This window comes from Chromobacterium vaccinii (assembly GCF_000971335.1).
Classification (GTDB): Bacteria; Pseudomonadota; Gammaproteobacteria; order Burkholderiales; family Chromobacteriaceae; genus Chromobacterium; species Chromobacterium vaccinii.
In genome coordinates this window covers 1-20,100 of the sequence record NZ_JZJL01000060.1, presented here as the reverse complement: position 1 = coordinate 20,100, position 20,100 = coordinate 1, and the positions used below count along the sequence as shown (strand labels likewise).

15 protein-coding genes are annotated in these 20,100 nt (G+C 66.7%); 6 read left to right on the top strand and 9 right to left on the bottom strand.

The annotated features are described in order from the left end of the window. Positions 1 to 197: 197 nt before the first annotated feature. Entirely contained in the window at positions 198 to 1,415 is a 1,218-nt protein-coding gene (gene argJ / locus VL52_RS20505; protein WP_046158785.1) for a bifunctional glutamate N-acetyltransferase/amino-acid acetyltransferase ArgJ, read from the bottom strand. Between the two features lie 77 nt (positions 1,416 to 1,492). Continuing rightward, the gene (recQ, locus tag VL52_RS20500) at positions 1,493 to 3,289 is read right to left on the bottom strand and encodes a DNA helicase RecQ (RefSeq protein ID WP_046158784.1); all 1,797 of its coding nucleotides are present in this window, start codon (positions 3,287 to 3,289) and stop codon (positions 1,493 to 1,495) included. A gap of 270 nt (positions 3,290 to 3,559) precedes the next feature. On the opposite strand from recQ, the gene VL52_RS20495 reads away from it, so the two are divergent. The 4 genes from VL52_RS20495 to VL52_RS20480 all read left to right on the top strand — a co-directional run bounded on the left by VL52_RS20495 (position 3,560) and on the right by VL52_RS20480 (position 8,359). Continuing rightward, positions 3,560 to 4,039, top strand: coding sequence for a surface-adhesin E family protein (locus VL52_RS20495; RefSeq protein WP_046158783.1), 480 nt, complete (start codon positions 3,560 to 3,562; stop codon positions 4,037 to 4,039). A gap of 72 nt (positions 4,040 to 4,111) precedes the next feature. Beyond that, the gene (locus tag VL52_RS20490) at positions 4,112 to 4,888 is read left to right on the top strand and encodes a ParA family protein (RefSeq protein WP_082107347.1); all 777 of its coding nucleotides are present in this window, start codon (positions 4,112 to 4,114) and stop codon (positions 4,886 to 4,888) included. Positions 4,889 to 4,899: 11 nt separating this feature from the next. Then, a complete protein-coding gene (locus VL52_RS20485; RefSeq protein WP_046158782.1) occupies positions 4,900 to 7,476 on the top strand; it encodes a sensor histidine kinase in 2,577 nt (858 codons plus the stop codon). After that, positions 7,466 to 8,359: an ATP-binding response regulator gene (locus VL52_RS20480; RefSeq protein ID WP_046158781.1), complete on the top strand. Its 894-nt coding sequence runs from the start codon at positions 7,466 to 7,468 to the stop codon at positions 8,357 to 8,359. The genes VL52_RS20485 and VL52_RS20480 overlap by 11 nt, the downstream gene beginning before the upstream one ends. Here the strand turns inward: VL52_RS20480 and VL52_RS20475 are convergent. Continuing rightward, on the bottom strand, positions 8,343 to 10,610 hold the full coding sequence (locus tag VL52_RS20475; RefSeq protein ID WP_046158780.1) for a DNA internalization-related competence protein ComEC/Rec2: 2,268 nt from the start codon (positions 10,608 to 10,610) through the stop codon (positions 8,343 to 8,345). The genes VL52_RS20480 and VL52_RS20475 overlap by 17 nt on opposite strands. Before the next feature lie 203 nt (positions 10,611 to 10,813). On the opposite strand from VL52_RS20475, the gene VL52_RS20470 reads away from it, so the two are divergent. Beyond that, the gene (locus VL52_RS20470) at positions 10,814 to 11,401 is read left to right on the top strand and encodes a phage tail protein (protein WP_046158779.1); all 588 of its coding nucleotides are present in this window, start codon (positions 10,814 to 10,816) and stop codon (positions 11,399 to 11,401) included. Positions 11,402 to 11,462: 61 nt separating this feature from the next. Then, positions 11,463 to 11,798, top strand: a complete 336-nt coding sequence (locus VL52_RS20465) for a hypothetical protein (protein ID WP_046158778.1) — start codon at positions 11,463 to 11,465, stop codon at positions 11,796 to 11,798. A gap of 33 nt (positions 11,799 to 11,831) precedes the next feature. On the opposite strand, the gene VL52_RS20460 is transcribed toward VL52_RS20465, so the two are convergent. The 6 genes from VL52_RS20460 to VL52_RS20435 all read right to left on the bottom strand — a co-directional run bounded on the left by VL52_RS20460 (position 11,832) and on the right by VL52_RS20435 (position 20,012). Next, positions 11,832 to 12,359, bottom strand: a complete 528-nt coding sequence (locus VL52_RS20460; protein WP_046158777.1) for a GNAT family N-acetyltransferase — start codon at positions 12,357 to 12,359, stop codon at positions 11,832 to 11,834. A gap of 61 nt (positions 12,360 to 12,420) precedes the next feature. Beyond that, a complete protein-coding gene (locus VL52_RS20455; RefSeq protein ID WP_235429345.1) occupies positions 12,421 to 14,520 on the bottom strand; it encodes a site-2 protease family protein in 2,100 nt (699 codons plus the stop codon). Position 14,521: 1 nt separating this feature from the next. After that, positions 14,522 to 15,847, bottom strand: coding sequence for an efflux RND transporter periplasmic adaptor subunit (locus VL52_RS20450; protein WP_046158776.1), 1,326 nt, complete (start codon positions 15,845 to 15,847; stop codon positions 14,522 to 14,524). A gap of 5 nt (positions 15,848 to 15,852) precedes the next feature. Continuing rightward, positions 15,853 to 16,575, bottom strand: a complete 723-nt coding sequence (locus VL52_RS20445) for an efflux RND transporter periplasmic adaptor subunit (protein ID WP_082107348.1) — start codon at positions 16,573 to 16,575, stop codon at positions 15,853 to 15,855. Further along, on the bottom strand, positions 16,572 to 18,092 hold the full coding sequence (locus VL52_RS20440) for a TolC family protein (protein ID WP_046158775.1): 1,521 nt from the start codon (positions 18,090 to 18,092) through the stop codon (positions 16,572 to 16,574). The genes VL52_RS20445 and VL52_RS20440 overlap by 4 nt, the downstream gene beginning before the upstream one ends. Before the next feature lie 87 nt (positions 18,093 to 18,179). Then, positions 18,180 to 20,012 (bottom strand): Ig-like domain-containing protein, encoded by a 1,833-nt coding sequence (locus tag VL52_RS20435; RefSeq protein ID WP_052729439.1) that lies wholly within the window; start codon positions 20,010 to 20,012, stop codon positions 18,180 to 18,182. Positions 20,013 to 20,100 lie beyond the last annotated feature (88 nt).

Below are 20,100 nucleotides of genomic sequence, written 5' to 3'. Positions count from 1 at the left end.
TTTTATAAAAATAACGCACAACCAATTGATATTTAATAAATTAATTCATATAGATTTTTGCAGGACTTGCCTCTCGCCTTCAGAAATCGGGCTTTCAGCCTAAGAGGCTGCGTGCGAAAAATGAAAAAAGCCCCGATATTTCGGAGCTTTTCCCTAATGGATGCGTTTTTCGTGCTTATCCAGGCCGTAGCCCCACCTCAGCTGCGGTAGTCGGCATTGATCCGCACATACTCATAGGAGAAATCGCAGGTCCACACCCTTGCGCTGGCGGCGCCGCGTCCCAGCTCCACCCGCACGGTGATCTCGCTCTGGTTCATCACCGCCTGGCCCTGCTCTTCCTTATATAGGGGATTGCGGCCGCCTTCGCAGGCGACCAGTACGTCATCCAGATATAGAGAGAGGCGATCGACGTCCAGATCGGCGACGCCGGCATAGCCGATGGCGGCCAGCAAGCGGCCCAGGTTGGGATCGGACGCGAAGAAGGCGGTCTTAACCAGCGGCGAACGGGCGATCGCGTAAGCCACATCCTTGCATTCGGCCACCGAGCGGCCGCCGTTCACTTCCACGGTGATGAATTTGGTGGCGCCTTCGCCGTCGCGGACGATGGCCTGGGCCAGCTCGATGGCGACATCCAGCAGCGCCTGCTTCAACTGTTGATAAGCCGGCTGCTCCGCCGAGTCGATCAACAGCGCGCCACTCTGCCCGGTGGAAATCAGAATGAAGCTGTCGTTGGTGGAAGTATCGCCGTCCACTGTGATGCTATTGAACGATTGGTCGGCCACCTCTCGCACCAGCAGGTTCAGCATCGGACGGGTGACAGCCGCGTCGGTGGCGACAAAGCCCAGCATGGTCGCCATATTGGGATGGATCATGCCCGAACCCTTGGCGATGCCGGAGATGGTCACCGCCTGGCCGCCGATATCCAACTTGCGGCTGGCGGCCTTGGCCAGGGTGTCGGTGGTCATGATGGCTTCCGCAGCCTCGGCCCAGTCGGCCTGGCGCAGCGTCGGCAACGCAGAGATGATCTTGTCGGCCGGCAGAGGTTCCAGAATCACGCCGGTGGAGAAAGGCAGTACCTGTTCGGTTTGCAGCTGGTCCCGCTCCGCCACCGCCCGGCAAACGGACAGTGCTCGCTCTCGCCCGTCGAAGCCGGTGCCGGCGTTGGCGTTGCCGGTGTTGACCACCAGCGCGCGGATCTGCACCCCGGCGGCCAAATGCTCCTGGCACAGCTGCACCGGCGCCGCGCAGAAACGGTTGCGGGTGAACACGCCGGCGACGGTATTGCCCTTGTCCAGCTTCACCACCAGCACATCCTTGCGGCCCGGGGTCTTGATGCCGGCTTCGGCCACCAGCAGTTCGACGCCGGCGACCGGCGGCAACAGGCCGGCTTGCGGGGGATTCAGATTCACAGCCATGAAACTCTCCAGCATTTACATATATGCGACGGATTGTATAAGAATTTCGCCACTCATGGCTGGGCAAATCGTTTTGCCTATTCCTGCGCCTCGCGCAGGCAGCTCAGCAGCGCCTCGCCGTAGCGCGCCAGCTTCAACTCGCCCAGGCCGTAGATGCGCTGCAAGCCGGCCGGGCTATCCGGGCGTTTTTCCACCAGATCGCGCAGCGTGCGGTCGGAGAACACCGCGTAGGCCGGCACATTGTGCTCGTCGGCCACCTGGCGGCGCCAGCGCCGCAGCGCCTGCCACAGCCGCTCTTCGCGCTCGGTGCGCAGCCAGCGGTCGGCGCCGCCGCTGCCGCGCGACTTCTTCTCGTCGGCCAGCGGGCGCAGATAGATGCTCTGCTCACCCTTCAGCAACGGCCGGCAAGCGTCGGTCAGCACCAGCGACTGGCCGCGGGCGATATCCACCTGCACCAGTTGGCGCGCCACCAGCTGGCGGACGATGGAGCGCCACCAGCGCTGGTTCATGTCCTTGCCGATGCCGTAGGTGCTGAGCTGGTCGTGGCGGTGATGGCCGATGCTGGGGTTCTGCCGTCCCAGCAGCACATCGATGACGTGGCCGGTGGGAAAACGTTGCCCCACTCTATAGATGCAGGACAATAGCTTGCGCACCGGCTCGGTGGCGTCGTAGGTGATGGGCGGATGCAGACAGTTGTCGCAATGGCCGCATGGTTTGCTCGCCTCGCCGAAATGGGCGAGGATGTGCTGGCGGCGGCAGCCGGCGGTTTCGCAGAAGGCCAGCATCGCGTCCAGCTTGCTCAATTCCACTTGTTTCTGCAGCTCGGCCATCTCGCCGCCTTCTATCATCTGCCGCAGCTGCACCACGTCGTTGAGGCCGTAGCACAGCCAGCTGGCCGACGGCAGGCCGTCGCGGCCGGCGCGGCCGGATTCCTGATAGAAGTTTTCCGGGCTCTTGGGCATGTCGATGTGGGCGACGAAGCGCACGTCCGGCTTGTCGATGCCCATGCCGAAGGCGACAGTGGCCACCATCACGATGCCGTCCTCGCGTAGAAACAGCCGCTGGTTGGCCTCGCGCTCGGCATGGCTCATGCCTGCATGATAGGCCAGCGCCTCGATGCCGTTCTCCCTCAGCCACTGCGCGGTGTCTTCCACCCGCTTGCGCGACAGGCAGTAAACGATGCCGGTGGCGCCCTGGTGCTCCTGGCGGATGAAATCCAGCAGCTGCTTCTTGGCGTTGTGCTTTTCCACCACCTGGTAGAACAAGTTGGGCCGGTCGAAGCTGGACAGGAACACCCTGGCCTCGGACAACTTCAGGTAATGAATAATGTCGAGCCGGGTCTGCTCGTCGGCGGTGGCGGTCAGCGCGATGCGCGGCACATAGGGAAACTGCTCGGCCAGCATGCCCAGCTGCTGGTATTCCGGCCGGAAATCGTGGCCCCAGTGGCTGACGCAGTGCGCCTCGTCGATCGCGAACAAGGCGATCTTCAGACTGGCGATGAACTCCTGGAAACGCGGCGTCAACAGCCGCTCCGGCGCCACATAGAGCAAGTCCAGCGTGCCCGCGCGCGCCTGGCGCGAGATATCGCGCGCCTCGTCCTGAGAAGTCGCCGAATTTAGGCAGGCCGCCGCGACGCCCAGTTCCTGCAGCGTGGCCACCTGGTCCTGCATCAGCGCGATCAGCGGCGACACCACGATGGCGACGCCGTCGCGCAGCAAAGCCGGGATCTGGTAGCACAGGCTCTTGCCGCCGCCGGTGGGCATCAGCACCAGCGCGTGGCCGCCGTGGGCCACTTGGTCGACGATCTCCTGCTGCTGCCCGCGGAATTCCGGGTAGCCGAAAATATGATTGAGGATGGAGACTGCGTCGTGCATGAGCGGGACGGGATGGCGCGGGAGAAAACGCCATTGTACGGCAAGGAGGCCCCCGGGACGAGCCGGGCAAAAAAATGGCCGCCAGGTGATGGCGGCCTCAAGTTGGATGGAGACAATGTGAAACGAAGAGGAAAAATGCTCTCGCACTACGAAAGACCGGCCTCGCCGCGATAAAGTTCCGGACTTTCTGCAAAAATCTGCCACGGCGCCGCAAACGGTTTTCCCGCGCTCCCGGCTATGCGACACTGGCGCCATCTTCTGGAGACATTCATGCGCACCCTGTTCACCACCCTGGCCGCCGCGATTTTGCTGGCCGGCTGCGCCGCCGCGCCGCAACGGACCACCCCGACCCAAACCGTCAAGCCTTCCGCTCCCGCGCCGGCCCAGGCCAGCGCCGACTGGCAGAATCTGGGCGTCTCGCCCAACGGCAATATCCTGAACGAGCTGGACCTGCTGTCGATCAAGCGCCAGGGCGCGGTGATGACCTTCCGCGACCGCAAGACCATCTTCAATCTGAAGAAGGAAAACTTCCTGACCACCCCGCGGCACAAGACCTCGCTCAACACCTGGCAGATCGATTGCGCGCAGCACACCTTCCGCTTGCTGGACATGACCTTGTTCGACGAAAACGGCCGCCAGATCGCCAGCTTCTCCTATAATGACGGTCAGATAAAATCCATGCCGGTGGTGCAGAATTCAGCCAGTTATCAACAAATGCTGCTGGTTTGCAAAGGACAGCCCGGTTTCTGAAAACCACCGGGCGCCCAAGCCCGCAGCGCCCCGTCATCTCGCCTGCCGCACCGCCCAACTACAGGAGTCTCCATGACCATCCGACGCGTGGTATTCAATCAGAAAGGCGGGGTGGGCAAATCCACCATCGCCGTCAATCTGGCGGCGGTGGCGGCCAGCCGAGGCCGGCGCGTGCTATTGATCGACCTGGACCCGCAAGGCAACGCCAGCCATTACCTGCTCGGCGCCGCCGGCGGCGAAGCCGGCCCCAGCCTGGCCGACCTGTTCCAGCAGATGCTGAACATCTCGCTGTTCGCCAAGGAGCCGCATGAGTTCGTCCGCGGTTCCGGCATCGACGGCCTGTCGCTATTGGCCTCGCACCCCGAGCTGTCCGAGCTGATGGCCAAGCTGGAATCGCGCTACAAGATGTTCAAGCTGAAAGAGGCGCTGGACCAGCTGGCGCCACAATACGACGAGATCTGGATAGACACCCCGCCTGCGCTCAATTTCTATACCCGCTCGGCGCTGATCGCGGCCGACCGCTGTCTGATCCCCTTCGATTGCGATGCGTTCTCGCGCCAGGCCCTCTATAACCTGAAAGAAAGCGCCGACGAGATTCGCGCCGACCACAATCCCGATCTGTTCATCGAGGGCATCGTGGTCAACCAGTTCCAGCCGCGCGCCAGCCTGCCGGTGCGGCTGGTGGACGAATTGAAGGCGGAGGGCCTGCCCGTGCTGGCTTCCCCGCTGTCGGCTTCGGTCAAGATCCGCGAATCGCACCAGGCCGCGCGGCCTATGATCTATCTGGATCCGCGCCACAAGCTGTCCCGTGAATTCGAGGCGTTGTACCAAGAGTTGAGCGATCGCTGACGAGGGAGCCCATGCCGAGGTTGAACCGCCTCACCTCGCTGCTGCTGTGCGGCCTGCTGGGCTTAGGCCTGTTGCTGGGCGAATACTGGCTGCTGCTGGAGCATGACCGGGAAGAGCGCCAGCAGCAGCTGCAGCACTGGGGCGCGCTGGGCACCGGCATCGTGATCTTGCAGATACAGAACGCGCTGGAGCATTCCCGCATGCTGGCGCAACAGCTGGCCAGCGCCGACGCCCCCCACAGCCTGACCGATCTGGCGCGCCGCGTCGTCCGCGACGACAGCGTGTTCGCCGGCATCGGCACCGTGGAGCTGGTGGAGCAAAACCGCCGCGCCGCGTTTGAAAACCGCATCGCCACCAGCATCCGCTTCCTGCAGAACCAGCATCTGCAGGCCAGTCCGATTCAACTGCAATATTACCCGGTGGCCAGCTACCTGCCCGACGACGCCAACGCGCTGCCGCAGGGCCTGGATCTCAGCCACCGGGGCAACTCCAAATGGGTGCTGGACCTGGCCCGCCGCAGCGACCAGCCCATGCTGTTGTCCGGCCAGCCGCTGGATACCGGCATGCCGCGCCTGGACGTCGTCACCCGCCTGGGCAACGACCATACGCTGCTGCTGCTGCACCTGCGCCAGGACAAACTGATACAACCGATCAACAACGAGCTGATCAGCGGCAACCCCCTGCACCATGTGCGGCTGCTGGCCTGGGGCAAAAACCAGCCTGACACGCCCTTGCTGGACTCGGTGCCGGGCCGTCCGCTGCCGACCGATTCGCCGATATTCTCCCGCCTCAGCCCGATAGGCGGCACCGATCTGCAGCTGGGCGCCTACGCGCTGAAACCGGTGCGTCCCCAGCTCGGCCCGGTCGCCTGGATCATCCTGGCGGCGTCCGCGCTGGTGCTGGCCCTGCTCCTGCTGGCGCAGCAACGACAGCTGCGCGGCGGCTTGTTGCTGGAAAGGCTCGCGGCAAGCCTGCGCCTGCAGTTGCAGGAGCTCGACCGCACGCTGCGCGAACAGATCAACGACCGCGAGCAATCGCAGCAGGCCCTGGCGCAAAGCGAGGCGCGCCAACGCGCGATATTGCAGGCCAGTTCGGACGCCATCATCCTGATCCACCGCGACGGCCACATCATCCAGGCCAATCCGGCCGCCGCCAAATTGGTGGAGCAGAGCGCCCAGTCGCTGGAAAACCTGCCCGTCGGCGTGCTGTTCCCGGAACTGTACACGCCTGAGCCCAGCCCCCCGTTCGAGCAGACCGCCCAGCGCCACGAAGGCCGGCCGTTCGAGGCCAGCCTGCTGCGCAGCGACGCCCAGCGCCTGCCGGTGGAACTGTCCTTGAGCCGGGTGGTGATGCCGGACGACTGGTTCTACGTCACCGTGTGCCGCGACATCTCGCGCCGCAAGGAGCAGGAAGAGGCGCTGATCCGGCTGAAAAACAGCCTGGCCGAGCAAGTCGAGGTACAGAGCCGGCAACTGGCGGCCCTGCTCGACGCCAGCCCGCTGGCGATGGCCTATATCGTCGATCGCCACCTGCGCCAGGTGAACCACGCCTTCCTCGAACTGTTCCAGCAGCAGGGCATGGACGTGATAGGCCAGCCCACCAGGCCTTATTTCGAGAATCCAGAGCAATGGGAGCGCACCGGCAAGGCGCTGTACAGCCTGCTCAACGACGGCAAGGTGGTGCAAACCGAAGTGAGGCTGCGCACCGGCAAGGGCCAGCTGTTCTGGTGCCGGCTGCACGGCCGCGCGGTCAACCCCTCGGTGCCCAAGCTGGGCACCATCTGGGTGTACCAGGACATTTCCGCCCAGCGCGCGGTGGAGGAAACGCTGCGCCACGCCAAGATCCTGGCCGAGGAAACCAGCCGCGCCAAGACCGAGTTCCTGGCCAATATGTCGCATGAGCTTCGCACTCCGCTGCACGCCATCCTAGGCTTCACAGAGATGGGCCAGTTGCGCGCGCAGGGGCTGGGCGACGCCAAGGCGGAGCAGTACTTCGCCCGCATCAATACCAGCGGCAGCCGGCTGCTGACTCTGCTCAACGATCTGCTGGACATGGCCAAGATGGAAGTGGGGCGGATGGAATACTCGATCGGCCGCGGCAATCTGACGCAATGCCTGCGCGAAGCGTGCGATGAAATGACGCCGCTGGCCGGCCGCAACCAAATCCAGCTGAAGCTGAGCTGCGAGCCGGAGATGCTGGCGGCCGACATCGACCCCTTCCGCCTGGGGCAGGTGATACGGAACCTGCTGTCCAACGCGATCAAGTTCAGCCCGGCCGGCTCGGAAATCCAAGTGCGGGCATGCCTGACCGAGCGGGACGGATCCGACTGGATCATGACCAGCGTCGAAGACGGCGGCCCCGGCATCCCGGAGAAGGAGCTGGAAACCATCTTCGACAAATTCATCCAGAGCAGCACCACCAAGACCGGCGCCGGCGGCACCGGCCTGGGCCTGGCCATCAGCCGCGAAATCATGCATGCCCATCACGGCTGGATCACCGCCGGCAACCTGCCCCAGGGCGGCGCCATCTTCACTTTCGCGATTCCCTGCCATTTTCAGCTAAAGGAGGACGACTCCGATGTCTCATAAACTCCTGCTCGTCGACGACGAGCCCTTCAACCTGGAGCTGATGACGGAGCTGCTTCAGGACGCCGGCTATGAAACCCGGCAGGCGGAAAACGGGGAAATCGCCTGGGACATCCTGTCCAGCGAAGGCGAGCAGTACTCCACCGTGCTGCTGGACAAGATGATGCCGGGCATGAGCGGCTTCGACGTGCTGAAGAAAATCAAGGCGGAGCCCCGGCTGGAATTCCTGCCGGTGATCATGCAGACTGCGATGGGCGCCGCCTCCAGCGTGCAGGAGGGCCTGGCCGCGGGCGCCTTCTACTACCTGACCAAGCCGTTCTCGCGCGACATGCTGCTGGCCATCGTCGGCGCCGCGGTCGGCCACTGGGACCGCTATGCCCATTTCCGGGAACTGGCCAATCTCCACGTCGACGCGCTCAAGCACCTGAACGCCGCCACCTTCCGCTGCCGCAGCCACCGCGAGGCCCAGGCGATCACCGCGCTGCTGGCCAAAACCTGCCCGCATCCGGAACGGGTGGCCACCGGCCTGTTCGAGCTGCTGGTCAACGCCATCGAGCACGGCAACCTGGAAATCAGCTACGAACAGAAAAGCCAGCTGATCGCCGCCGGCACCTGGGAACAGGAGCTGGAAAGCCGGTTGTCCGCGCCGACTTACCGCGACCGTGAGATCACGGTGGCGTTCTCGCAGCAGGGCAAGCAGCTGCAATTCGTCATCGAGGACATGGGGCCGGGCTTCGACTGGGAGTACTACCAGAACGCCGAGCCGTCCTCGCTGATGAACAGCCACGGCCGCGGCATCCTGATCGCCCGCAAGCTCTCGTTCGACGATCTGCGCTACCAGGGCAAGGGCAACCGCGTGGTGGCGCTGGTCAATCAAGGGGAGTGACCGCCTCATCGCCGCAGGGGCCGGCATCGCGCCAGTAGCGAGGCGCTTCGCGGCGCAGGCAGCGCCAGGCCAGCGCGTCCCCCATCTCCAGCGTCAGCGCGCCGTCCAGATCGGTGCGCAAGACAGCCGCCCCCGCGCGCCGGAAGCGCTCCAATACCAGCGGGTGCGGATGGCGATAGCGGTTCAAGTGCCCGGCGCTGACCACCGCCAGCCTGGGGCTCGCCGCCGCCAGCCAAGCCTCGCTGCTGGCGGTGCGGCTGCCGTGATGGCCGGCGACCAGCACGCTGCTGGCCAGGCGCAGGCCAGGCTGGGCCGCCAGCGCCTCCTCCATCCGCGCCGGCGCGTCGCCGCTCAGCAGCAACGCCTGCCGTCGCGTGGCCACCCTCAATACGCAGCTTCGGGCATTATCCTCGTCGGCCCGCCATCCCGGCGGCGGACCCAGCATGTCGAAACGGACGCCGTCCCATTCCCAGCCCTGCCCTTGCGCGCATCCCGCCGCGCCCGGCGCGGTTTCCGGCTGCCCCGCCAACACCCGCCCCACCGGCAGCGCGGCCCTCACGCCCGCCGCCGCGCCGTCGTGGTCGCTGTCGTGATGCGACAGCAACAACGCGTCCAGCCGATCAACGCCCAGGCCGCGCAGCTGCGGCAGCACCACGCGTCCGGCCTCGCCCGCGCCGGTATCGAACAGCAGCGCATGGTCGGCCGTCTGCACCAGCACCGACAAGCCCTGCCCCACGTCCAGCACCGTGGCGCGGGCGACGCCCCATTCCGGCCCCGGCGGCCGATAGACCAGCAAGGGCAGCAACAGCAATCCGCCCAGCCCCTTGCCGGGCACGCCGCGCGGCGCGATCAGCCACACGCTGCCGATGCCTGCCAGCGCCAGCAACGCCCATGGCGCGCCGGCCACGTGCCAGGCCGGCCCATGCGCCAATACGCCGACCATCCAGTAGAATCCGCGCGCCAGCCCGCCCGCCAGCGGCAACAAGCCATCCCAGGGCAGGGCGACGGCCAGTAGCGACAGGGGAGTCAACAAGACGGAGACATAAGGGATGGCCAAGGCATTGGCCAGCGGCGACAGCAGCGGGAAACCGCCGAACAGCGCCGCCAGCGGCGCTAGGCTGGCGATGCCGGCCGCCCACTGCCCCGACGCCGCGGCCCGCCAGCCGACGGGAGGCCGCCGCCGCGCCAGCGAGCTGAACATCAACGCCGCCACCAGGCCGAAAGACAGCCACAGGCCGGGCGTCAGCGCCGCGAACGGGTCCAGCAGCAATACCAGCGCCAGAGCCAGCCACCAGGCCTGAAAAGGCGACAGCTGACGCCGCCACAGCAGGCAGGCGCTGCCCGTCGCCAGCATGAACAGCGTGCGCTGGGTCGGCACGGTGAAGCCCGCCAACAGCGAATACAACGCTGCCGCCGACAGCGCCAGCATCGCCGTCGCCACCCGGGGAGCCCGCAGCCCGGGCACCCTGCGCACCAAGCGGGCGCCCATCCAGGCCACCAGCGCCGCCAGCATCGTGATGTGCAAGCCGGACACCGAAACGATATGGGTCAGCCCGGTGGCGGCGAATAACTGCCAATCCTCTCTCGCGATCCGCTGCTGCGCGCCCACGGTCAAGGCCGCCACCAGCGCCGATTCCCGCCCGGGACCCAGCGCGCGCTCGATGCGCGCCACCTGGGCGCCCCGCCAGCGGTCCACCCAGGCCATCAGATCGTTCCGGTCCGGCAGCCGCTGGCGTGGCTTGCCCGCCGATCCGCTGGCGAGCAGCCCCTCGGACCAGAGCCAGCGCTCGGCGTCGAAGCCGAAGGCATTGGCGCTGCCTCTCCGCGGCTTGAAACGCGCGCTCAACTGCCAACGGCTGCCCGGCGGCCAGTCGCGCCGCTGGTAGTCGTGCAGCTGCACCCGCTCCGGCAGCGCGACGCCTGGCGTCAGCGCCTTCTCCACCTCCAGCGTCAGCCGGATGCCGTACTCGCCTGGGTCAGGCAAGCCCCGGACGGTGGCGACCAGCTCGACCGGCTTCTGCCACCACGCCGGCGGCAGCGATTGCTCCAGCCGCCACTGCGCGCGCAGGGCGGCGTAACCCAGGCCCAGCAGCAAGGCCAGCGCGCAGACCGCCCCCTGCCGCAGCCATGGCCGCCCGCGGCATCCGGCAACCGCGGCGGCGGCCATCCCTGCCGCCAAGCCAATCCACCATGTGCCGGGCAGCGCCGGCAGGAAAGCGCAAGCGACGACGCCGGCCACCCACTGCGACATGTTTCCTCCGACTCTGCGGCCCGCCGGCCATGGCCAGCGTCCCGCCGCCTGCCCGACATATGGTTCCTAGGTAAAACTACCTGGCAAAACAACGGGCAATGTCGATTGAATTTAAAACCCCATGGACTAAACCTATGTCAACGGATGGGTTTTTTTCCCCTGCCGGCACCCCGCCGACGGGATCATCTGACGAAGGAGCGAACGTGGAAGCTTATATCGGCAGCATTATCCCCTTTGCCTTTGACTATCCCCCGGTCGACTGGGCGCAATGCCAGGGCCAGACGCTGCAAGTCTCGCAAAACCAGGCGCTGTTCGCCGTCATCGGCAATCATTACGGCGGCAACGGCAGCACCAACTTCCAACTGCCCAATTTGTGTGGCCGGATGCCGATCAGCATCGGGCCGGCCCAACCCACTTACAACCTGCCGTCCTACGCGATCGGCAATTTCGGCGGCCAGCAAACCGTCGCCCTGCTCACCTCCAACATGCCGCTCCATGCCCACGGCACCTCGGCGGTCAATGTCAGCTTTCAGGCATCGACGATTCCAAACCCGACCACGCCGGCCAGCGCGCCCAGCACCAGCAATCCCTATCTGGGCGCTTCCGGCGGCGGCACCGGCCTAGCCACCATCTGGAGCCAGCAATTGGAAAGCCCGGTCACCGTCAAGGGCCTGGGCCTGACCGGCAACACCGACGTGGCCGGCGGCACCACCCCGGTCAGCGTGCTCAACCCCTTCCTGGCGCTGAACTTCTGCATCGCGGTTCAGGGCCTGTTCCCGACGCGACAATAAACACAAGCCTGCCGGCGGAGCGGATAGCGTCCGCCGGCATTGCCATGCAAGGGGGAATGCCATGCTGGACACGCTGAGCAGCGAGGATTTCACGCCGCTTCTGGGGCAATGCTGCCGCTTTCGCGCGGCGCCGTGGCCGGAGGTGGAACTGCAGGTGCAATCGATACGGCAAAAGCCGCTGTCCCAGGTGCCGGGACGGGAGGGGAGCGAACGCACGCCGTTCGTGGTGGAGCTGGTGGCCACCGCGACCACCGAACTGGTCGACGCCGTCGGCCAGTTGCAACTGCCGGCGGCCGGGGTGCTGCCGGCGCGCACGCTGGACAATGTGTGGATCAGCCGCACCGGCGCGATGGGCCGCGACCGGCGCTACTGTTATTTCCAGTTGCCGTTCAACTAGCGCCTCTCCGCCAGCCGGAACCGGCTGGCGGCCTCAGACCACGCCGGCCATCATGGCCCGGCCATCCGGATGCCACACCAGCTTGTCGGCCATCGCGCCGGCCTCTTCCAGCACGAAACCCAGCGACTGGTAGACCCGGCGCGCTTCGCCGTTGTTATGCCAGACCACGACGGCCAGCGGCGCGCCCACCTGCTTCGCCGCCTGCTGCAGCCCTTGCAGCACAGCCTTGCCATAACCCTGGCCGCGCGCCTCCGGCAGCATGGCCAGGAAAATGATGCGCACTTCGTTGGGCCCGAAATCGACCATCACCGCGCCGACCGCGCCGCCGGTCTTTTCCACGATGAAATGCATGGCGTTCGGGTAGTTTTGCCCCGTTCCCTGTTGCAACACCTGCAATTGCTGGCGCTGCACCGTGTCGATCAACTCGGCGTCGCCGCTTATCCACTGCAAGTCGGGACGCGCGCTGCGGTAAATGCGGTCGATGCAAGGCGCGTCGGCCTGACGCGCCGGACGCAGCGACAAGGACGGGCATAACGAGGAAAAATGAAGTTCGGCAGACACACATGTCTCCTTGCCAGTTCATGGAAATAGGAACCCCGCGCGCGCCTCCCCGGCCGGGCCGCTACAGCCCCGCCTCGCGCTCCAGCACAGCCGCCAGCCTGCGCCAACCCAGCGACAGCAGGCTGTAGCGCTCGCCGCTGAGACGCGCCCAGCCGGGCATTTCCCGCAACGGCGGGTCTCGCCGGCCGCAGTCCTCCAGCCGGACCCTGAAAATCGCGCGCAAGGGCACCAGATCATGGTCTCTCAACTCGACCGGAATCGGTCCGCCATACACGGAAGCCAGCAACGGCTGCTCCAGCGCCGCCTGGTTCAAGCGGTCTATCGGCCCCAGCCGGCAGGCAATGGCCCAGGTCTCGCCGCTGTCCGGCACGAACCGGGCGGCATCGCCGCGCCGCAGGCCCGCCAGGCCATCCTCGTCGACATAAGCCTCGCCCCTCACGCCATCGGCGCCGACCACCTGCAACAGACGCTCGCCCTGGGCCACCACGGTGCCGGGCCTCAACGCCTCGCTCACATCGGCCACCCGGCCGGCGAAGGGCGCGATCAGCGCCAGCCGGTCCCGCTGGCTCTGCAAGCCCGCCACTTGTTGTCGCGCCGCCTGCCACTGCTGCTGCAAGGCAGTGCCCTTGCTCTGCAGCTCGCTGTTGAAAGACTGCTGCGCGACCTGCCAGGCCAGATCCGCCTCAAGCACCTTGGCCAAGGCCAGGCGCTGGTCGAGTTGCGGCGAAGCCAGCTGCGCCAGCGCCTGTCCCGCTCTCACTCTTTGCCCTTCGCGCGCGCTCACGCCGGCGACCACGGCGGCCTCCGCCGCGTACAGCCCCTGGGACTGCGCCGCGCCCATCACCGCCGGACTGGACAGTTCGTTCTGCCACGGCAGGATCAAAAACAGCAGCAGCAGGGCCAACAGGGCGGCGCTGCGCCGGGTTTCCATCCTCCAGCGCAAATCGGCGCGGCGGCGCCACCATGCCAAAACCTCGCCGACGATGGGCCTGGCAATGAACCATCCCAGCTCCACGAACAGCAGCAGCAGGCCCAGCGTTTTGAAAAACATGTGGTAGACCAACAGCGCGATCGAAGTGAACAACACCAGGCGGTACAGCCAGGTCGCCCAGGCGAACAGGATCAGCCCGCGCTGGCGGGCCGGCGGAAAGCGCTCGGGCACCGGATCGTCCAAGCCCAGCAGCCAGCGCCGCAGCTGCCAGCGCGCCAGCGCGAAGGAACGAGCGTGCAGATTGGGCACGCCCAGCCAATCGGATAACAGGAAATAGCCGTCGAAGCGCATGAAGGGGCTGGAATTGATGGCCAGGGTCGCCAGCCAGGTGGTAGTGGCCAACAGGAAGACGCCGGCGCGCAGCGGCCCCTCCGGCAGCGCGCACCAGGCCAGCGTGGCCCAGACGGCCAGCGTCAGCTCGGTCAGCATGCCGGCGGCGCCGATCAACAGCCGCTGGCGGCGCGAAGGCAGTTTCCAGGCGTCGTTGGTGTCGGTGTACAACACCGGCACCATTACCAGGAAGGCCACGCCCATCGCCGGCACCCGGCAGCCGAAATGGCGGGCGGTCAGCGCGTGGCCCAGCTCGTGCGACATCTTGGCCAGGCTCAGCGATGCCGCGATGCCCAGCGCCGCGCTCCAGCCGCCGTAGCCGGAAAACGTATGGGTGAATTCGTCCCAGCGGCGCGAAACCAAGGCCAGACCCAGCAGCGCGACGCCGGCCATCGCCCACCAGAACGCGGGCCGGAACAGCCATCCGCACCAGGGCAGCAGGCGGTTGAGCCAGGCCTCCGGCCGGAGCAGGGGGATGCGGAAAAACAGGTAGTTCTTCAACAGCCACATCGCGTGGCTCGGCCGCCCGGCTTGGCGCACCCGCCACAGCCAGTCGCTGTCCGCCGCCTGCAGCAGCTGATGCTGCGACAGGAACTGCTGCAGTTCGGCCAGATCGTCCTCGCCCAGGCGCAGCGTGGTTTCGGTATTGACCGCCTCCAGCACCGCCGCTCCGCTGCCCAGCGCCCACCGCGACAGCATTTCGAAGCTCGCCCAGCCCAGCTGGTAGTAGCGGTTGGCCGCCGGATCGTGCAGCATCCAGCTGGGCGATCCGTCCGCCAGATCCGGGCCGGCATGCAACGTCAGCTCCTGGCGCAACGGCGGCAGCACGCGGGCGGCCACGCTACCAGCCCAGCCATTGCCGCGCGGCGGTCAGCGGCCGGCGCAGCGCGTAATACGCGAGAGGCACCCAGTCGCCATAAACCCGGGCGGTGCCCATCTGCCCCAGCAGCGGCAGCCGCTGGCCAGCGGCAAACCGCGCCTGCAGCCGGTAGGCCAGCAGATTGCCCTCGCCGGCCTCGGCCTTGTAGGCCACCCGCAGCAGCGTGGCCTCGTACGACTGGAACGGCGTGGCGTTCGGGTACAGCGTCACCTTGCCGCCCGGCTCCAGGTCGATCGCCTCCGCCGCCGGCAGCCAGGCGGCCAACTCCACCTTGGCCGGATCGGCCAGCGTCATCACTTTCTCGCCCAAGGCCACCGCCTTGCCCTGCCAGTCGTTCCGGTCGGAAAACACCACCACGCCGTCGGCCGGCGCGGTGACGTGCAAGCGTTTCAACTCCCGGCCGGCGAAATCGGCGCTGATGTCCTTCTCCTCCAGCTTGGCCCTGTCCTGCGCCAGGGCCAGCTTGCCCTTGTCGTCGGTCAGCGCCAGCTGGGCGCTGGCGCGGAAGCTTTCCTCCGCCGCGCTGGCTTCCTCCTTCGCCAGCGCCAGCTGGCTGGACAGCACCGTGGCGTCCAGGTCGAACAAGGCCGCGCCGCGTCGGACCGGCTGGTTGGGCAAGACCGCCACCTTGTCTATCACCCCGGACACCGGCGCGCGCAGCAGGATGGGATCGCTGGGCACCACCTCGGCGCGGGCCAGCACGCTGAGCCGCACCGGGAAACAGACGACAAGCAGCGCGGCGATCAGCAGACGCTTGCGGCGGCGGCCCTCGCGCAGCCACGCCTTCGCCAGCGCCGTCCAGTCGCGCCGCGGCGCATGCTGGCGCAGGGCGTGGCCATAGCCGTGCGCCAGTTCCTCGGCCAGCTGCACCTCGTAGTCGCTCCATGGCAGATCGCGGGCCAGCAGCAGCGCGCCGAGCCCGTCCAGCCTCAGCCACAAGCCGTGCTCCGGCAGCCAGTGCGCCCACTCGTCGGCCAGCGCCTCGGGCAGCCCGGCTGCGTCGCAACACACGCTGAGCCGGTCGGCATCCTCTTTCGCCAGATGGCGGAACAAGGCGGACAGCCATTGCAGATAAGGCGCGGTGGGGTCCGGCTCGGCCAGCCCGGACAAGACGGCGACATGGGCGCGCAAGCCCTCGCGCCAGAACGCAGCCTGACGGTAGGGCAGCAGATGCTGGGTCTCGTTGACCATGACGAAACCCAGGCGTTCCGCGCCATCGGCCTCGCGGGCGCGATGCAACAGCTGCAGCAACGTGGCCAGTTCCCGGCTGCGGTCGGCGTGGCCCATGGCGGCTACTTGAAGCTGGCCCAGCCGCTCATGCCGGGCAGCAGGTTGGCGGCTTTGCCGTCTATCACACCTATCGCCAGAATGGTCTGGCTGACCGGGTCGATCTGCGCGCCCAGTCGCTCGATGCGCGCCGGGAAGCTGGCGCCCAGCTCGTCCACCGCCACGGTGAAGCGGCTGCCCGGCTTCAGCGTCGCCAGCCATTTGGACGGCACCAGCATGCGCAGCTCTAGCGAGTCGGAATCGACGATATCCAGGATGGGATTGCCCGGGTTCACGTACTGGTGCACCGCCGCGCTGCGCTTGGCCACCCGGCCGTCGAAGGGCGCGGCGATGCTGCATTTGGACACCAGCGTCTGCGCGTAGCTGGCGTCGGCGGCAGCTTCCTTGGCCTTGCCCTGGGCCTGGGTCAGCTCCAGCGTGCCGACCGAGTTGTACTTGGCCAGCTGGTTGTTCACCTTCAGCAACTGACTGGCGGCCTCCAGTGAGGCCTGGGCCTTGCGCAGCTGGGCCCGGTAGCTGCTGCAATCGAACTCCACCAGCGGCTGGCCACGGCGAAAGCCGCCGCCCTCCACCACCGGCATCGCCGATATCTTGGCCGGAATCTCGCTGGACAGGGTGACCGCGTGGCGCGACATCAGTTGCACGCGTATCCTCCCGTCGGCGGCAGTGGCCGGCGGCGCGGCCTGCGCGGCCATCGACATGGCCATCACGACCCAGGCCAGCCTCATTGCTTGCCTCCCGAGACGGTCCCCTGCCACTGGTTTTCCGCGCCTTGCAGCGCCTGGCTCAACGAGGCCAGGTCGTAACCCTTGGTGGTGGACGGCAGCGGATCCAGACCCAGACTGGCGCCCATCAGTCCGTAGGCGTTCTGCAGATCGCCGTAGGACTGATACAGCCGCAGCGATGAAAACACCGCGTTGGCGTCGGCGAGTATGCCCTGCAGCCGCGCCGACGCGCCGCTCTCCACCGCGTTGCGGGTCTGTTGATAGATCGCCTGGTCGACGCCGCTCAGCTCATGCTCCAGTTCGTACTGCCGCGACTTGCCCTGGAAATCCAGATAGGCGACGTGCACCTGGGTCAGCACCGCCATGTTCAGCGCCAGCCGCTGCGACTCGCTGACCTGCTTCTGGGCGTCGGCAGCCCGGGTGATCGGCCCGGCGCTGAACAGGTTCAGCAGGTTCCAGCTGATCCGCAGCCCGGCGTCGCTCCAGGAGTTGTTGACCAGGAATTTGTTGCTGTCGTAATGCTGGCCGACGCTGAACTCCAGCCCGGGCAGCAGCTTGGCCATGGCCTTGCGGGTTTCCAGCGCGCTGATGCGGCTGCTGTATTGCGCCTCGACCACTTCCGGCCGGTTCAGCAAGGCCATCTCTTCCATCCGGTCGACATCCATGCCCAAGGTCGGCACCGGCATGCCGGACGGCGTCGCCACCTGGAAGTCCTGGCCCGGCGACACATTCATGATCGCGGCCAATCGAGGCTTGGCCTGCGACAGCGCGTTGCGCACCGCACTCATCTGGCGGATCACATCCAGCAACTGACGGCGGTAGTTGAGCGCGTCCAGCGGCGAGCGCAGCTTCTGCTTCTCCACCTGCCGCGCGTCCTCCAACGCGGACTGGGCGTCTTTCAACAAGGCATCGACCCGCCCCTGCAGCTGTTGGGCGCCGGCCGCCTGCCACCACGCCTCGCGCACCTGCTGCATCAGTTGCTGAGCCACTTTGCGCTTGCGCTGCTCCAAAATCAGCACCCGGTCCGCCTGCTGCTGGGCCGAGTAGTAGCTGACGCCGAAATCCAGCACGTTCCAGCTCAGGTTCAGATCGGCGGTGCGGTCGCGCTTCTCGGAAGAGATGGACGGCACCAGCGATTGCTCGCCGGTGGCGACGTTCTGCGACGACGACGCGTTGTCCTTGCTGCGGGTGGTGTAGCCGGCGGCCAGCGCCAGCTTGGGCAGCATGTCCAGGCTGGACAGGTCCAGCTGCCGCTGCGCCATCGCCTCCTCCATCAGCTTCACCCGATAGTCCAGGTTGTACTTGAGCGCCCGCGCCATCGCCTCCTGCAGCGTCACCGGCGCGCTGACAGCCTCCTGGCTGCCGAACATCGTCTGCCGGTCGGCCCGGAGCTGGGACTGGCGCTCGGCCAGGCTCAACGGTTGCGGCGTTACCGCGCATCCGGCCAGCGCCAGCGCGCACGCCAGCGGAACCAATCGGAGTCCGCGCGAGCGCGGCCTTACCTGATAATCGGATTGCATCTCACTGCCCCCTTTAGAGCATTGTCGGTTTACCCTGGCCATCCTTATCGCTGTCTATTTTCTGCAGCCCCGCCCGCAGCGGCGAAGCTAGCCCTGCTTGTCATCCCCCAGAAGCGCCGCCAGCCGCTGCAGGAAGCCACGTTGGCCGTGGTTGTCGAACTGCCGGTTTAGCGCCAGCTTGCCGGCGTCCGGCGTCGCTTTGCGCGCCTGCGTCGTCGCCTGCCGTTTGCCGAAATTCAGCTGGATGTGGCTGTTGCCATGATGGCCGGTCTTGTCCTGCACCCGGATGTCGATCGAAACCGGCTTGTTCCATCCCGCCGGCGCCTGCCCGGTGAAACGGCCCGTCGCCGGGTCGAACTTCAGCCAAGCCGGCAGGGGCTGGCCATTGCTCTGGCGCGCCACGATGCTGAGGTTGGCCGAAGACTCGCGGCTGATGATGGTGGCCGGCGGCAACACGATGGTGAACGACTGCCCCGCGGCCACGGGTCGCACGCCCAGGTCCGGATTCACCTGCAGGGCGATGGTCGGATTGCCGGCAGTGTTGCTGACGAAGGAAGGCGCGCCGCCGTTTACATTGTCCAGCCCGTTGGCGCCCAGCGACGGCGAATTGACGCCCGTGCCGGCGTGAGCGGCATCCGACAGCAGATTCTGCGCCGCGTTGTCGGCATGCTCGTTGCCGGTGGCTACCGTCGGCGTGCCTCCCACCGCCGCCAGCACGATATTGGGCGTGATCGGCGGCAGCTGGATGGTGTTGGCGGCTGCGGCGGGAGGTGTCGGAACGACTGTCGGCGCCGGCGTTACAACCGTTGTCGGCGCCTGGGCGCTGACATGGAACGACGGCGCGGTTGCCTGTCCGGTCAACAGATTGCCGGCCTTGTCGCTGACCGTTCCGCTCTTGATCGCCAACGACAGCGAGCCGGTGCCGCCGACGCCGGTCAGCTGGATGGCATACGTGGTGGCGTTGACTGCGGTGACGCTGGAAATCGCGCCATGCGCGCTGCCGCTGACGACCAGATTCAGGTTGTCCGCGGTGAAGGAGGCCACGGGTTTGCTGAACGTCACCTGATAGGACAGCGTACTGGCGGAGGTGTCGAGAGGACCGCCGGCGCTGATGGTCTGGACCTGCGGCGCGGCGGTGTCGACGGTGATGTTGTACCCCGTCGATTGCCCGCTGATATTTCCGGCCGAGTCGGTCGCCGTGGCCCGGATGCTGTGGTTGCCATCGACCAGCGGACTGGCCAGGTTGTAGCTCCACGCGCCGCTGCCGTTGGCCGTCGCCGTGCCCACCGCCGTTCCATCGACATACACCGTCACTGTGCTGTTCGCCTCGGCCGTGCCGGTGACCGTCGGCTGGTTGTTGCCGGTGACGCCGTCGCTGCGGCTGCTGCCGGTATCGGTCGCCGTGCTCAGCGCCACGCCACTTGGCGCAGCCGGCGCCGTGGTGTCGACGGTGATGTTGTACGCGGTCGACTGGCCGCTGGCATTACCGGCGGCGTCGGTCGCCGTCGCCCGCACGTTGTGGTTGCCTTCGGCCAAGACACTGGTCAGGTTGTAAGTCCACACGCCGCTGCCGTTGGCCGTCGCCGTACCTGCCAGCGTGCCATCGACATACACCGTCACCGTGCTGTTCGGCTCGGCGCTGCCGGTGATCGTCGGCTGGTTGTTGTCGGTGATGCCGTCGCTGTGGCTGCTGCCGGTGTCGCTGGCCGCGCTCAGCGCCAGACCCGTCGGCGCCGGCGGCGCCGCGGTGTCGATGGTGATGTTGTAGCCGCTAGACTGCGCGCTGACGTTGCCCGCCGCGTCGGTCGCCGTCGCGCGGATGCTGTGGCTGCCGTCAGTCAGCGGGCTGGCCAGGTTGTAGCTCCACGCGCCGCTGCCGTTTGCCGTCGCCGTGCCCACCGCCGTGCCGTCGACATACACCGTACCGTGTGCCCGCCTCGGCCGTGCCTTGCACCGTCGGCTGATTGTTGTCGGTGACGCCGTCGCTGTGGCTGCTGCCGGTGTCGCT

Coding starts and splice junctions, on each gene's coding strand:
- argJ (WP_046158785.1), bottom strand. CDS start 1,415: ATGGCTGTGAATCTGAATCCCCCGCAAGCCGGCCTGTTGCCGCCGGTC.
- recQ (WP_046158784.1), bottom strand. CDS start 3,289: ATGCACGACGCAGTCTCCATCCTCAATCATATTTTCGGCTACCCGGAA.
- VL52_RS20495 (WP_046158783.1), top strand. CDS start 3,560: ATGCGCACCCTGTTCACCACCCTGGCCGCCGCGATTTTGCTGGCCGGC.
- VL52_RS20490 (WP_082107347.1), top strand. CDS start 4,112: ATGACCATCCGACGCGTGGTATTCAATCAGAAAGGCGGGGTGGGCAAA.
- VL52_RS20485 (WP_046158782.1), top strand. CDS start 4,900: ATGCCGAGGTTGAACCGCCTCACCTCGCTGCTGCTGTGCGGCCTGCTG.
- VL52_RS20480 (WP_046158781.1), top strand. CDS start 7,466: ATGTCTCATAAACTCCTGCTCGTCGACGACGAGCCCTTCAACCTGGAG.
- VL52_RS20475 (WP_046158780.1), bottom strand. CDS start 10,610: ATGTCGCAGTGGGTGGCCGGCGTCGTCGCTTGCGCTTTCCTGCCGGCG.
- VL52_RS20465 (WP_046158778.1), top strand. CDS start 11,463: ATGCTGGACACGCTGAGCAGCGAGGATTTCACGCCGCTTCTGGGGCAA.
- VL52_RS20450 (WP_046158776.1), bottom strand. CDS start 15,847: ATGGGCCACGCCGACCGCAGCCGGGAACTGGCCACGTTGCTGCAGCTG.
- VL52_RS20445 (WP_082107348.1), bottom strand. CDS start 16,575: ATGAGGCTGGCCTGGGTCGTGATGGCCATGTCGATGGCCGCGCAGGCC.
- VL52_RS20440 (WP_046158775.1), bottom strand. CDS start 18,092: ATGCAATCCGATTATCAGGTAAGGCCGCGCTCGCGCGGACTCCGATTG.